At 68.4% G+C, this 14,424-nt stretch carries 11 protein-coding genes and 1 tRNA gene; 6 read left to right on the top strand and 6 right to left on the bottom strand.

Going from position 1 to position 14,424, the window contains the following annotated elements; genetic code table 11:
* The first annotated feature begins 114 nt into the window (after nucleotides 1-114).
* The 4 genes from AS181_RS00345 to AS181_RS00330 all read left to right on the top strand — a co-directional run bounded on the left by AS181_RS00345 (nucleotide 115) and on the right by AS181_RS00330 (nucleotide 5,346).
* The gene (locus AS181_RS00345) at nucleotides 115-1,368 is read left to right on the top strand and encodes a pyridoxal phosphate-dependent aminotransferase (RefSeq protein WP_058249640.1); all 1,254 of its coding nucleotides are present in this window, start codon (nucleotides 115-117) and stop codon (nucleotides 1,366-1,368) included.
* Nucleotides 1,369-1,509: 141 nt separating this feature from the next.
* Nucleotides 1,510-3,291 (top strand): SDR family oxidoreductase, encoded by a 1,782-nt coding sequence (locus AS181_RS00340; protein WP_058249639.1) that lies wholly within the window; start codon nucleotides 1,510-1,512, stop codon nucleotides 3,289-3,291.
* A 5-nt stretch (nucleotides 3,292-3,296) separates the two neighbouring features.
* Nucleotides 3,297-4,199, top strand: a complete 903-nt coding sequence (locus tag AS181_RS00335; protein WP_058249928.1) for a metal-dependent hydrolase — start codon at nucleotides 3,297-3,299, stop codon at nucleotides 4,197-4,199.
* 22 nt (nucleotides 4,200-4,221) lie between these two features.
* Complete coding sequence (locus AS181_RS00330) at nucleotides 4,222-5,346, top strand: PDR/VanB family oxidoreductase (protein ID WP_058249638.1); 1,125 nt, start codon at nucleotides 4,222-4,224, stop codon at nucleotides 5,344-5,346.
* Here the strand turns inward: AS181_RS00330 and AS181_RS00325 are convergent.
* Nucleotides 5,308-6,948 carry an MFS transporter gene (locus tag AS181_RS00325; RefSeq protein ID WP_058249637.1) on the bottom strand — a complete coding sequence of 547 codons (1,641 nt, stop codon included), beginning with the start codon at nucleotides 6,946-6,948 and terminating at the stop codon, nucleotides 5,308-5,310. The two genes, AS181_RS00330 and AS181_RS00325, sit on opposite strands and share 39 nt — an antisense overlap.
* A 115-nt stretch (nucleotides 6,949-7,063) precedes the next feature.
* Here AS181_RS00325 and AS181_RS00320 point away from each other — a divergent pair, with 115 nt between their 5' ends.
* The gene (locus tag AS181_RS00320) at nucleotides 7,064-7,654 is read left to right on the top strand and encodes a TetR/AcrR family transcriptional regulator (protein WP_058249636.1); all 591 of its coding nucleotides are present in this window, start codon (nucleotides 7,064-7,066) and stop codon (nucleotides 7,652-7,654) included.
* A gap of 34 nt (nucleotides 7,655-7,688) precedes the next feature.
* Here AS181_RS00320 and AS181_RS00315 read toward each other — a convergent pair whose 3' ends face one another.
* From AS181_RS00315 to AS181_RS00300, 4 genes are all read right to left on the bottom strand, one after another.
* Complete coding sequence (locus AS181_RS00315; protein WP_058249635.1) at nucleotides 7,689-9,236, bottom strand: hypothetical protein; 1,548 nt, start codon at nucleotides 9,234-9,236, stop codon at nucleotides 7,689-7,691.
* Between the two features lie 95 nt (nucleotides 9,237-9,331).
* Nucleotides 9,332-10,768: a UDP-glucose dehydrogenase family protein gene (locus AS181_RS00310; RefSeq protein ID WP_058249634.1), complete on the bottom strand. Its 1,437-nt coding sequence runs from the start codon at nucleotides 10,766-10,768 to the stop codon at nucleotides 9,332-9,334.
* A 132-nt stretch (nucleotides 10,769-10,900) separates the two neighbouring features.
* Nucleotides 10,901-11,473, bottom strand: coding sequence for a dCTP deaminase (dcd, locus tag AS181_RS00305; protein WP_058249633.1), 573 nt, complete (start codon nucleotides 11,471-11,473; stop codon nucleotides 10,901-10,903).
* 21 nt (nucleotides 11,474-11,494) lie between these two features.
* The gene (locus tag AS181_RS00300) at nucleotides 11,495-12,994 is read right to left on the bottom strand and encodes an HNH endonuclease signature motif containing protein (RefSeq protein WP_058249927.1); all 1,500 of its coding nucleotides are present in this window, start codon (nucleotides 12,992-12,994) and stop codon (nucleotides 11,495-11,497) included.
* 252 nt (nucleotides 12,995-13,246) lie between these two features.
* Here AS181_RS00300 and AS181_RS00295 point away from each other — a divergent pair.
* Nucleotides 13,247-13,320 (top strand) — tRNA-Gly (locus AS181_RS00295).
* Nucleotides 13,321-13,361: 41 nt separating this feature from the next.
* On the opposite strand, the gene AS181_RS00290 is transcribed toward AS181_RS00295, so the two are convergent.
* Complete coding sequence (locus AS181_RS00290) at nucleotides 13,362-14,423, bottom strand: YdcF family protein (protein ID WP_058249926.1); 1,062 nt, start codon at nucleotides 14,421-14,423, stop codon at nucleotides 13,362-13,364.
* Between the last annotated feature and the right edge of the window lies 1 nt (nucleotide 14,424).

Below are 14,424 nucleotides of genomic sequence, written 5' to 3'. Positions count from 1 at the left end.
GATGTCGTCTTTCGTGGCGCCCATCGCCACGAAAGACGACATCTCTCGTTTCGGGTGACCTCAGCTTCGGCACGCGCCAGAAACGCATTTGCCACCGGCTGCGACAATGTACCCGTGAGTAGGCCCCATGTTTCGCACCTCAACCAGAACCTCAAGCCGCTCGAGCAGTCGCTCAAGCTGCAGAACGTGTGCTACGAGATCCGCGGTCCCGTCCACGCGCACGCGCAGCGGCTCGAGGCGGAGGGCCATCGAATCCTCAAGCTGAACATCGGCAACCCGGCGCTGTTCGGTTTCGAGGCCCCCGACGTGATCATGCGCGACATGATCCACGCCCTCCCCTACGCGCAGGGCTACTCCGAGTCGGCCGGTGTCCTGTCCGCGCGTCGTGCCGTGGTGACCCGCTACGAGCTCATCCCCGACTTCCCGTACTTCGACGTCGACGACGTCATCCTGGGCAACGGCGTCTCCGAGCTCATCACGATGACGATGCAGGCCCTCCTGAACGACGGCGACGAGGTCCTGATCCCGGCGCCCGACTACCCGCTGTGGACCGCGATGACCTCGCTGTCCGGCGGGCAGCCCGTGCACTACCGCTGCGACGAGGAGAACGGGTGGAACCCCGACGTTGCCGACATCGCCGCGAAGATCACCGACCGCACCAAGGCGATCGTCATCATCAACCCGAACAATCCGACCGGCGCGGTCTACTCACGGGAGGTCCTCGAGCAGCTCGTCGAACTCGCCCGTGAGCATTCGCTGCTGATCCTCGCCGACGAGATCTACGACAAGATCATCTACGACGACGCCGAGCACGTGAACGTGGCATCGCTGGCGCCGGATCTGTTGTGCCTCACCTTCAACGGTCTGTCGAAGGCGTACCGCGTCTGCGGCTACCGAGCCGGATGGGTCGTGATGACCGGGCCGAAGGACCACGCGCGCGGGTTCATCGAGGGCATGGGCATCCTGGCGTCGACGCGCCTGTGCGCCAACGTGCCGGGCCAGCACGCGATCCAGGTGGCCCTCGGCGGTTACCAGTCCATCGAGGCCCTCGTCTCCCCCGGTGGCCGGTTGTACGAACAGCGGAACGTGACCTGGGAGAAGCTGAACGAGATCCCCGGGGTCAGCTGCGTCAAGCCCAAGGGCGCGCTGTACGCCTTCCCCCGCCTCGATCCCGAGATCTACGAGATCCACAACGACGAACTGTTCGTCCAGGACCTGCTGCTGCAGGAGAAGATCCTGGTGGTGCAGGGCACCGGGTTCAACCTCGACGACCACAACCACTTCCGCATCGTCACGCTGCCGTGGTCGCGCGATCTGAAAGAGGCTGTCGAGCGTATCGGAAACTTCCTGTCGTCGTATCGACAGTGATCCCGCGGAGTTCCGCGAGAAGTCCCTGGTGAGGGCCCGGTCATCCGACCGGGCCCTCACTGCTTTTCCGGGGTCTGGACATTTGTGTAACCGTTGGTAACGTGTACCTCCATCGGCGGGGCACACACAACGAGGTGACAGATGGCTCAACAGGCGATTCGACGACCCGAGTGGCGTCCGGGGACCGTCAGCAACAACGGGATCCGGCTGGCCACCTACGAGCTGGGCGATCCGTCGAAACCGACGGTGCTGCTGGTGCACGGCTGGCCGGACACCCACCACCTGTGGACCCACATCGCGCCGCGGCTGGCGGAGCAGTATCACGTGGTCGCCTATGACTGCCGCGGCTTCGGCGAGAGCGACCGCCCCCGGCAGGTCGCCGCCTACCGCCTCGACGAGCTCGCCGACGACCTGTACGCGGTCGCGGAGTCGGTGAGTCCCGACGACGCCGTACACGTGGTGGCACACGACTGGGGATCGGTGCAGACATGGGAGGCCGTCAGCCGCCCGCGCGCCAACGCCCGCATCGCCTCATTCGTCTCGGTGTCCGGCCCCAACCTCGACCACCTCGGTCAGTTCGTCCGCGATCAGGTCGCCAGCCCCACCCCTCGACACCTGCGCAATGTGCTCGCGCAGTCGATGTCGTCGGCTTACACAGGGCTGTTCCAGCTTCCGGTGCTCCCCAACGTGTTGTTGCGCGCGATGGGCAATCCGGCGGTGTGGAAACAGTTCCTGCGCGCGGTCGAGGGCACGCCACCGGAGAACGTCGACGTCGCCGACTCGTTGCGCCGCGACATGGTGAGCGGCCTCGCCCTGTACCGCGCGAACATCCGCGCCAAACTCCTGCGCCCCGATCCGCGGACCACCACGGTGCCGGTGCTCCAGGTGGTCAACGAACGCGACATCGCGCTGCGGCCGGCCATCTACGACATCACGCCGACGTACGTCGCGAAACTCTGGCGCCGCGACACCCCGACCGGACATTGGCTGCCCTACACCAACCCCGACTATCTGACCGATCTCGTCCTGGATTTCCTTGCGGTGCAGACCAACAGTGGGGCCCCGGCCCCGGTCATCGAGCGGGCCCGGCTTTTCACCGAACCGAAACCTCTGGCGGGCAAACTCGTCGTGATCACCGGTGCGGGCAGCGGCATCGGACGCGAGACGGCCCTGGCACTGGCCGAACGCGGGTGCGAGCTCGTCCTGGCCGACCTCGACCTCGCGTCCGCCGACGAGACCGCCCGCGCCTGCAAGGCCGCGGGGTCGGCCGCGCACGCCTACCTCCTCGATGTCTCGGACACCGCCGAGTTCGCCACCTTCGCCGCTCGCGTCCGAGAGGCCCACGGCATCCCCGACATCGTGGTCAACAACGCCGGAATCGGTTTGGCCGGCGGGGTGTTGGCGGCCACCGACGAGCAGGTCGACCGGCTCCTCGACGTCAACCTGCGCGGCGTCGTCACCGGCAGCCGGGAGTTCGGCCGGCAGATGGTCGAGCGCGGGGTCGGCGGGCACATCGTCAACATCGCGTCGGCCGCGGCGTTCACGCCGTCACGCAGCCTCGGTCTGTACTCGGCGTCGAAGGCGGGCGTACTCCTCTTCTCCGAGTCGCTCCGCGCCGAGCTCGCCGAACACCGCATCGGCGTCAGCGCGATCTGTCCCGGACTCGTCGACACCAACATCGTCTCCTCGACGCCGATCGCCGGCCTCGACGCCGAGGCCGAACAGGCCCGCCGCGATCGGCTCGACCGGTTCTACCAGCGCCGGGGATTCACCCCGGACCGGGTCGCCGGTGAGATCGTCGCTGCCATCGAGCACAACAAGGCGGTGGTGCCGGTGACCGTGGAGGCGAAGGTGGGATACCGGATCTACCGCTTCGCGCCGTGGCTGTCGCGCATCGGCGCCCGTCAGAACGTCACGGGGTGAACCACATGACGCACACCGAGGATCACGCACACGACGACGCTTCGGCCGATCCCGGCCCCGTCGAACTGCACGCCCGGAACGTGGCATTCGACTGGGATGACGTCCCGCTGCATTGGATTCCCGGCCATCCGGTCGCGTCGAACTTCATCAGTGTGCTCAATCTCCTCCTGCCCGAGGGCGAACGATGGTTCGTGCAGACCTACAACGAGGCCCTGCCGCTGGTCGACGACGAGGAACTCGCCTCTCGCATGCGAGGATTCATCGGCCAGGAGGCGATGCACGCCGAGGCCCACGATCACGTCCTGTGGGAGTTCCTCGATCACCACGGCATCGACCCGCGGCCCTACCAGCTGCAGATGGAGTGGATCTTCCGCAAGGTGCTCGGCCCGCTGGAGGGTGGCACCCAGGCGGCCCGCGACAAACACCTCGTCGAACGCCTCTGGCTCATCGCGGCTTTGGAGCACTACACCGCCATCCTCGGCGACTTCGCGTTGAACAACACCTGGACCCGGGTCGGGGCGCACCCCACGATGACCGACCTGTTCATGTGGCATGGCGCCGAGGAGGTGGAGCACCGCGCGGTGGCACACGATGTCGCCGCGTACTTCGGCGACGGATATCTGCGTCGCGGCCGGGCGATGTTCGTGGTGCTGCCGATCCTGTTGATCCTCATCCAGCGGGGTTACCGATTCATCATGGGCCAGGACAGGTCGTTGTCGTACAACTACTTCCAGAAGACCTGGCATTACCACCGCGGGGTGCGGGCCGGCGTGCTCCCGAAGATGCGGACGATCGTCTTCGCCACCTTCAGCTACTTCCGGCCCGGGTTCCGGCCGGAGGACATCGGCAGCACCGCACAGGCGGTCGCGTATCTCGCGAGCTCGCCGGCCGCGCGCAACGCGGCGTGAGTGCGGACGGGAGAGCAGGGTCATGAACCAACGCGCGCATCCGCATTCGACAACGCTCACGCAACCACCGCCCCACCTGCACGGCCGATGGCGGCATGACCCGCTGCTCACGTTCGGCACCATGGTGTTCCGGGCGTGGTGGCCGGTCTGGCGGCCGCTGTCACCGCTGCGCCGAGGTGCGGTGCGCGACGGGACCACCCGGGTCCGAATCGTCGGACGCGAGGTGGTCGCGCGCGACGAGAACGTCATCGCGCTCACCCTCGCCGCCGCGGACGGTGGCGCGCTGCCGAACTGGCACGCCGGGGCGCACATCGATCTGTTGTTGCCGTCGGGACGCATGCGGGAGTACTCGCTGTGCGGTGACACCGCGGATCGGGAGCACTACCGGATCGCGGTGCGCCGGATTGCCGACGGCGGTGGTGGTTCGGTCGAGGTCCACGACTCGTTGCGTGTCGGCGACGTCTTCTCGATCAAGGGTCCCCGCAACGCCTTTCCGTTCGCGGTCCCCGGCCACGGATCACCTGCGCGCCGAATCCGCTTCGTCGCGGCCGGAATCGGCATCACCCCGATCCTGCCGATGCTCGCCACGGCCGAGCGCTTCGGGCTGGACTGGTCGATGATCTACACCGGCCGCACCGCCGAGTCGATCCCGTTCCTCGACGAGGTGGCAGCGTTCGGCGACCGCGTCACCATCCGGACCGACGACGTCCACGGACTGCCGAGCATGGCCGATCTGGTCGGTCCCGTCGACGCCCCCGCCGACCTCGCCGTCTACTGTTGCGGCCCGGTTCCCATGCTGGAGGGGCTTCGCCGTCATCTCGCGACACGCGCCGACATCGAGCTGCACTACGAGCGGTTCAGCCCGCCACCGGTGGAGAACGGCTCCGAGTTCACGGTGACGCTGGCCTCGACCGGTCAGGAGATCCCGGTCGCCGCAGACGAATCGGCGCTCGCCGCGATCCGCCGAGTGGTGCCGTCGGTACCGTACTCGTGCCGGCAGGGATTCTGCGGCACCTGCAAGGTCAGGACGCTGTCCGGCGAGGTCGACCACCGCGACAACATCCTGACCGAGCCCGAGCGCGCGGCCGGGACCATGCTGACCTGCGTATCACGCAGTCCCGGCGGGAATCTCACCCTCGACCTCTGAGGCTTCCGCCCCCTGAGCTGAGGTGTGAGGAGCGCTGGCGACAACCCGTCCGCTCCCTGAGGTGCGAGGAGCGTTAGCGACGAGCCACGAAGGGTTCCCGCTCCCCCGCAACAAGAATGCCGCCGCGACGCCCGCGACCGCCGTGACGGCGACCGCGGCCCAGACCGCGTCGTGCAACCCGACCATGAAGGCGTCCTGCACCGCGATCCGGACCGCATCACCGATCGCGCCCGGCGCCTGGTCGGCCACCCCGACCCCGGCCATCACCGATTGCTTCGCCGCGTCGACCGCCGCGGCCGGCAACCCGCTGCCCGCCAGCCGGTCCCCGACCCCGGCGACATACGCCGAAGTCAGGATCGACCCGAGGACCGCGACACCGAGCGTCCCGCCGATCTCGCGTGTCGTGTCGTTGACCGCACTGCCCGCACCGGCCTGTTCCGGACGCAGCGCGTCCATGATGAGCTGGGTGCACGGACCGGAGATGAAGGCGAGACCCGCCGCCATCAGCGACATCGCCCAGATGATGAGTTCCCAATACCCGGAGTCCCGCGCGGAGAGCTCGACGAGCGCGAACCCGCCGGACATCAGGAAGGCACCGGTCACCGAGACCACCCGGGGCCCGAAACGGTGCGACAGTGCCATCGCAACCGGCGACAGCGCCGCCATCACGATCGCGAACGGAAGGGTACGGACACCGGCCGCCAGCGGACCGTATCCCTTCACCGCCTGGAAGAACTGCGTGATCAGGAAGATGAAGCCGAAGAGCGCGAAGAACGCCACGCTGATCATCCCGGCCGCGGTGGCGAAGCGCCGGTTGGCGAAGAGCCGGACGTCGAGGATGGGGTGCGCGATCCGCAGCTGTGTGGCCACGAACACCGCCAGGATGGCCACTGCGACAACGACACCCGCCACCGTGCGTGGCGTGGCCCAACCGACGTGGGGCGCCTCGATCAGGGTGAAGGTCAGCAGGCCCAGGCCGGCGATCGAGAGCACGACCCCGAGCGCGTCGAACCGGGGCACCGACACCGGTCGCGTGCCGGGTACGACCGCCAGGATCATCGCGAGGGCCACCACACCGAACGGGACGTTGACCCAGAACACCGATGTCCACGAGAAGTGTTCGAGGAGCCAGCCGCCGAGAACCGGTCCGATGGCCACTGCCACTCCGGAGACCGCCGCCCAGATCCCGACAGCCATCGCGCGTTCCCGGGCATCGACGAAGATGGTCGTGATGATCGCGAGCGTGGCGGGAAAGACCAGCGCCGCGAAGACCCCGAGCCCCGCACGGCCGGCGACGAGCTGCCCGAGGTTCTGGGATGACGCCGCCAGCACCGACACCAGCATGAAACCTCCGATGCCGGTGAGGAGCACCCGACGGTGCCCGAACCGGTCACCGAGGTAGCCGCCGGTCAACAGCAGGCCGGCGAAGACGAGCGTGTAGGCGTCGACGATCCATTGCAGGCCCGAGATCCCGGCGCCGAGGTCGCGGGCGAGCGTCGGGAGGGCCACGTTGACGATCGTGTTGTCGATCATCACGAGTAGTTCGGCGAAGCTGAGGGCGCCCAGCGCCCACCAGCGAGCATGCGTGCGTTCGGTTGGCATCGATCTTCTCCTGGTCGGGTGGCGCAAGCGGTTTCGTCGATCCGTTAGAACAACGTTCCAGTTTTGTAGAACAGTGTTCTATTCAAGAAGAACACCGTTCCAGTAGGTTGTCAACATGTCTCCCGCGAAGCCGCGCACGCGTACAGCAGGCGCCGACGTCCGATCCGCGCTGCTCCGGGCAGGTCGCACGATCCTCGAGCGCGATGGCACGGCCGGTCTGACGGTTCGGGCCGTGGCCGGTGAGGCGAAGGTCGCCCCGATGGGCGTCTACAACCACTTCGACGGCCGGGACGGCCTGCTGGACGCCCTGGTCACCGACGGTTACGCCGAATTCGGACGGGCGATTGCGACGAGGGATGACGATCCGGCGACTCGTCTGCGCAACGCCGGTGTGGCGTACCGGAAGTTCGCACTCGCCAATCCGGTGCTCTACGGGCTGATGTTCTCAGCGCAGTGCACGCCCGAGATCGACGTGGCCGCAAATGCATTCGAGGTCCTCGTCGACACCATCCGGTACGGCCAGGTGGCCGGGGTCATCTTGTCCGCCGACCCCGTCGAACAAGCCATGCAGACCTGGTCCGCCGTTCACGGCGCCGTGAGTCTCGAACTCGCCCATGCCTATCACCCCGACGTCGATGCATCGGCGAACTATGAGAACGTCCTCGACTTCGTGGCGCGCGCACTGGCGCCCCGGCCCGGCGACTGAGACCCGGCTCGGACACGGTCATCGGGTTCGTGCGTCAGGGCAGGACGATCGGCGGCAGACCGGGAAGCGGGATCGTCACGCCACCTGGCGGACGCGGAGTCCGCGGCCGGGGACGAGGCCGGGGCGCGGGTTCCTCCGCGGAGGGCGTCGTCGTCTCCGGCGGGGGAGGAGTCGTGTATCGGCGCGCCGGTTGCCGGGCCTCGGCATAGATTGCGGGATCGGCGAATTCGGGTTCCGGGGTGGCGCTGGTGCGCTGGGGAAGCGGCGCGGCCACGGTCGGCGACGCCTCATCGTGTCCGACGGCCAACGCCGTGGCCACCGCGACGACGGCCACCGCGCACAGCAGCGCCACCGCGGCGAGAACGCGCTTGCCTCCGTGCCGCCGTCGCCTCGCGCCGGCCGCCTGCGGCCCTGCTACGGACACGTCGGAGTGCGGTGGAGCCCCGATGGCCGACCCTGTGTCCGCCGAATACCCGGCCATCGGATCGACGTTCACCTCCCCATCGCCGGACCGGACGGGCGGCGTGGGCGTATGCGCCGACGTCCACCGTGGCGCAAACTCGGCCGACGGCGGCGGCTCGGCAACCGGATTCGTCGGCGTGCGCTGATCGTGACCGACCGGAGAGAGCTCGGAGAACTGCTGGTCGTCCCGAAGCGGCTGGGCGCGAGGGACATCCGGGGCAGCAACATACGGAGCGAGCGCCCCGAACGCCGTGGCCACCACCGGTGGCGACTGGGTGACGGACTCGAAGATGGGGGTGTCGTGCGTATCGTGCGTATGGTCGTCGCCACTCGGAGCGATCTCGGCCATCTCGGCGGGGGCCGAGAAACCGTCATCCGGCCGGGTCGGGACCGCATCCTGTTCGGCGGGCGGGGTCGCCACTTCCACGTCCGGTTCGATCACATCGCCGGACACCGCGATCGGGTGCGGTACCTCCGGTTCCGCCGCGTGTCCGCCGTGCACCGGGGGCCGAGTGATGCTTCCCGACGGAGCGACGTCGACGACCGGCACGGGTACCGCTCGCGCGATCGCGTCCCGGAGGCCGGGCCATGCGCTCACGCGATCGGTGACCACGACCGCGGGGGCGGAGGCTCCGGACACCGCCGCGCGAGCGAGGTCCTCGGCGCGTGCGGTCAGCGGGGCTCCGGCTTCGGCGACGTCGCGGCGCGCCATGCGGAACAGCCGGATGTGGTCGCGGCCCATCAGGAAGGTGCCGTCGGACTCGCGGAGCCGCTCGCGGCCGCGGGTGACGAGGTCGAGGACCTCCTCGTGCCATTCGCGCGAGGTCGGTGCCGCCACCCGCCCGACCCGAACGAGATGGTCGGCGATCACCTCATCCAGGACGGCGAGGGTGAGACCGGAATCGGAGTAGGAGTCCGCGACGGTCCCTCGAGCCGGGTCCAACCGTCCCACCGAGACGCCCGCCCGCGGATCGAGATCGAACAGCACGACCTCGGCATTCTGCGCGATCCCCCGCTCAGCGAGTTCGGCGCGCACGGCGTCGACGACGGCAGCACTGACCGTGACCTCTGCCTGCGCAGACGTCGGTGTCACGGCCGGATCGGCCACCGTGTCGGTCATCTGGTTGATTCCTGCACCTCACGTGCACCTCGCCTCATGTCCCCCACCGGCGAGTAGGTGCCCCCTGGACAGTCGCGAGCTCAACCTAGCACGACTCAGCGGACGGTGGCCCCCGGCGCATATCCGTTCACCTGCTCGGACGGGTGGTTTCGCGGCGCAGGGCGGGTGGGAGCGGGGCCGCCCAGGGCGCGGTAGTCCCAACCCGCGTCGCGCCACATCTGCGGGTCGAGGCAGCGCCGGCCGTCGACGATGCGTTTGGCGCGGACGACGCCCTCGAGTTCTTCGGGCGCCATGTGCACGAACTCGGCCCACTCGGTGGCGATGACGACGACGTCGGCCCGGTCGCACGCGTCGCGCGCCGAGGTGGCGTAGCCGAGGCTCGGGTGGACGCGTCGTGAGTTGTCCATGGCCTTCGGGTCGAAGACGGTCACGGACGCCCCTTCGAGCGCCAGCCTGCTGGCCACCGTCAGCGCGGGTGAGTCACGGACGTCGTCGCTCTCCGGTTTGAAGGCGGCGCCCAGGACGGCGACGTTGCGCCCGAGGACCTCGCCGCCGAGGGCCTCGAAGACCAGTTCCACCGCCGCACCCCGGCGACGCATGTTGATGGCGTCGACCTCCCGCAGGAAGCCGACGGCCCGCGGGGCGCCCATGTCGTCGGCGCGCGCGGTCAGGGCGCGGATGTCCTTGGGCAGGCAACCGCCGCCGAAACCGAGACCGGCGTTGAGGAATCGGCGTCCGATCCGCGGGTCGTGCCCGATCGCGTCGGCGAGGGTGTTGATGTCGGCGCCGGCGATCTCGCACAGTTCACTGATCGCGTTGATGAACGATATCTTGGTGGCCAGAAAGGCGTTCGCCGAGACCTTCACGAGTTCCGCGGTGGCCCAGTCGGTCTCGATCAACGGCACGCCGGTCTCGAGGATCTCGCGGTAGATCTCGCGGGTGACCTCCCCGGCCGACGACCCGGCGTCGGGGTCGTCGGCGGCCGTGTTGAGGCCGCTCGGGTCGAGCGAACCGGTACCGAGGACGAGCCGATCCGGCCGGAGCGTGTCCTCGACGGCGAATCCCTCGCGCAGGAACTCCGGACTCCACGACAGTTCGACATCCGCCCCGGCGTGCGACAGTACCGAGATCCGTTGTGCGAGTTTGGCGCAGGTGCCGACCGGTACGGTCGACTTGCCGATGATGAGGTGGGCGCCCCGCAGCGTCGGCACGAGCGCGTCGATCGCCGAGTACACGTGCGAGAGGTCGGCCCGGTGCCCGCGGGGTTCCTGCGGGGTCCCGACGCCGAGGAAGTGCACCGAGGCGTGGTCGGCGGCCGCGAGGTGGTCGGTCGTGAAGCGGAGTCGTCCGGCGTCGATGTTGCGGCGCAGGATGTCGGCGAGCCCCGGCTCGAAGAACGGGACCTCGCCGGCCTGCAGGCGTTCGATCTTGTACGGATCGACGTCGATGCCGACGACCTCGTGCCCGAGTTCGGCCATGCAGGCCGCGTGAGTGGCACCGAGGTAGCCGCATCCGATCACCGTGAGCTTCATGAGGGCAACGGTTACCCAGGCGGAACCACCGGTAACCATCCTCGTCGTGGCGGGTTGTCATCGGCTGGGTGAACTTCCGGAGCCGCGCCCACCCGGTCCGCCCACCCGCCGGTTGAGCCGAGTCGAAACCCCTCAGTCGTGCTTCTGGAAATTCAGGTACGCCTTCGAAGGGGTGGGGCCACGTTGTCCCTGGTATTTCGATCCGACCGACGCGCTGCCGTACGGTTCCTCGGCCGGGCTGCTGAGGCGGATGAGGCACAGCTGCCCGATCTTCATGCCGGGCCAGAGGGTGATCGGAAGGTTCGCGACGTTCGACAGCTCGAGGGTGATGTGGCCGGAGAAGCCGGGGTCGATGAAGCCCGCCGTCGAATGCGTGAGGAGGCCGAGCCGACCGAGTGACGACTTGCCTTCGAGCCGGCCGGCGAGGTCGTCGGGCAGCGAGCACACTTCAAGGGTGGACCCCAGCACGAACTCACCCGGGTGCAGCACGAAGGGCTCACCGTCGGCCGGTTCGACCAGCGAGGTGAGTTCGTCTTGGCGTTGTGCGGGGTCGATGTGGGTGTAGCGGGTGTTGTTGAACACCCGGAACAGGCCGTCGAGCCGGACGTCGACGCTGGAGGGCTGGACGAGGGCGGGATCGAACGGATCGATGGCGAGGCGCCCGTCAGCGATCTCGGCGCGGATGTCGCGGTCGGAGAGCAGCACGGTGTCGAGGTTATCGAATGGTCAGGGAGGATCTGCGCCGGTGTCGGTCGGCGCCGACCCTCCGCTCTCCGGCACCGCTGTTCTGCGCCGCCGCCGGACATCAGCGCGCATTCGGTCGAGGATCGCGTCGGTGCGATGGGCATGGTTGATCCGCGGCGTCGGCGACGGGTGCGCGCGGGGCGGGTGCCAGACGGCGCGGCCGGCGTCGACCCCTTCGGTGGCGATGGTGGTGGCCCACTGATCCACCCCGGTGCCGACCACTCGGTTGTGTGGTGGGCAGGCGGTCGCGAGGGTGTCGAGGTCGGTGGATCCGTGGTGGGCGTCCCACTCGACGACGTGGTGGATCTCGCAGTCGAACGACGGCCGCGTGCATCCCGGGAAGGTGCAGCCGCCGTCGCGGGCGACCGCGGCGATTCGTTGTGCGCGCGAGGCCAATCGCCGGGACCGCCCGAGGTAGAGCACCTCACTGGAGTGGTCCCGGAACACCGCGAGATGATGCTGCGCGGCGGCGGCGAGGTCGATGGCGTCCTTGATGGGTAGGAGGGTTCCCGTCGCGGTCCGTGCCGGGTCGCCGGCCGCGTCGCGCAGCGCCGATTCGGTGATGGAGACGACGAGGTGTGGCGGCAGCCCGTGGTGCGAACCCCCGAGCGCGCCGGCGTCGAGCACGAAGCGCAGCATGGCGCGCAACGCGTCGTGGTTCCGCTTCTCCGCGGAGCGCTCGTCGCGTCCGGCAGCGGCGGCCAGCGCGTCGGGGTCCGCGGCGGCGGGGTTCCCGGTGGGCGACTCGGGATCGGCGGGATTGTTCATCCCAGGAGCGGCCCACACCGACAAGACGACGTCGAACATGGCGCGCGTCACGGGGTCGAGCGTTGCGGTCAGCCGGGACATCAGTTGGGCGTCTTGCGGCCCGAGTTTGAGTCCGCGGTTACGGGCGCGGTCGCGATCGTCGGTGATGGTTCCGTCGGGGTCGAGGTGGGCCAGGATGCGGGCGCCGAGATCACGGAGTGACGACGGGTCGTACTCGCGTGCGTATTGCGCGAGCGTTGCCTCGGCGGCTTCCCGGTCGGCAGGGTCCACGTCGGCGGGGATCTTGCGCATCACCTCGATGACGACGTCGACGTGGCGTCCCGAGATCTCGCCGTCGGCAACACCTTTGGCGGTCTCGGGGAAGCGCGGTTCGAGCGGCACCCCCTGCATGTCCGGAAACCTGCCCAAGGCCCAGACCCGGTTCATCAGGCGGGTCGCCTCGCCGCGCCGGTTCAGACCATGGCAGAGGAAGTTGGAGACGGTCTGGCACCCCATCTTCCGGTACGCCGACCGCTCGTCGATGTCGACGATGTGATCGGTGAACAGCGACAGCAACCGTCGTTCGGCACGCTCGTGCTCGATCGCGACCTGTAAGAGGTCAGTGTCGGAGCAATCCGTGGACTGCGTCTCGGCGATCTCGTCCATAAGTGCATGCAGGCGCTTGTACTGGTCGAGAAGAAGTGGTGGTGCTGCAGATGGCCCTGTAGAAGCCATGATTTCATCCCCCGTCATCATGGCTTTACTCGAAACTACGTTCGAGACTACCGGCCGATCGCCCGGCGCGCAACCCCTTCCGGCGAGTTGTTCTGCGTCGCAACCGAATCGCGTCGCCCCGCCGCGACCCGGTCTCGCCCAGATGTCGCAGTTCGTTGCGCCTGACGCCACGTTCTGCGACATCTGCGCGTGCCGGCGACCGGACCGGCCACGGGTTTGCTAGGCTGTCGTTCGCGAGTCCGGCACTCGCACGCCGATGTAGTTCAATGGCAGAACATCAGCTTCCCAAGCTGAATACGCGGGTTCGATTCCCGTCATCGGCTCCACCATCACCGCAACTCGCGAGGCCCCCTGGTCCGGTGATCGACTAGCCGAAGAGAGCGACAGCGGTGCCGGCGATCAGCGGCACACTGAGCATGACCAGGACGACTCCGTTGATCCATCGGTGGTCACGCAGAACCGCCAAGAACTCACGGACCTGGGCGTTGGGGACGAAGTATCGCGCGGTGTGGGCGCCGGTCGAGAATCCGTCGATCCCGGCAGACCGCATGAGCATCGCTCCGCGGAAGGCGTGATAGCCGCTCGTCACCACCGCGACCGGTTCGGTCACTCCACGCTCGTCGAGCACACGCCTCGAGTACCGGAGGTTCTCCGCGGTGTCGGTGGATCGGTCCTCGAGTGCGATGGCATCACGATCGACGCCCTTCGACACGAGGTACTCGGCCATCGCCGCGGCCTCCGACAGCCGCTCGTCGCCACCTCTGCCTCCGGAGCAGATGATCAGCGGGTCCAGGCCGGAAGCCCGGGCCAGATCATAGATCTCGCGACCGCGGTCGAGTCGTGATGCCAGCAGCGGACCGACGCGGGACCCGTCGAGCAGACCGGCACCCAGGACGATGATCGCGCCGACCTTCGCCCGTCGCGCCCGCCACCTGCTCCACCGGCCGTACAGCCACGACCAGAGCAGCAGCGAGGCAAACACGAACCCCAGGTAACCGGCCGGCATCCCCACCGCCAGGAGGAAGTTGAGCAGCGCGTTGCTCGTCGACACGTCGAACCATCCGACGATGATCCCGAGCAGGACAGCGAGCGCGTAACCGGACAGGAGTGCACCCAGGAGCGCCGACAGCAGGTTCGATGGACGGCGCCCCTCTCGGCGCAGAAGCGTCACGCCGTTGGCGATCAACGACACCCCGAGAATGAGGATGGCAAGCAGCGCAACGAGTCCGAGGGCCACGATGACGACCGCCGGCGCGAGAACCGAGCCGTCGTCGTCGACGCCACTGTCCACGGCCGCGATCACCGCGGCGAGCATCACGCCCGACAAGCCCGCGGTCAGCAGGATGCCGGGGCTCAGACGACGTGGGTCCTGCCATGCGAGCACCGCGCTCGCGATGAGCAGCACTGCCGCAACTATCGGTACGCCCATC

It is taken from the genome of Gordonia sp. SGD-V-85 (assembly GCF_001456905.1).
GTDB lineage: Bacteria > Actinomycetota > Actinomycetes > Mycobacteriales > Mycobacteriaceae > Gordonia > Gordonia hongkongensis.
This window is presented reverse-complemented; position numbering and strand designations above follow the sequence as displayed.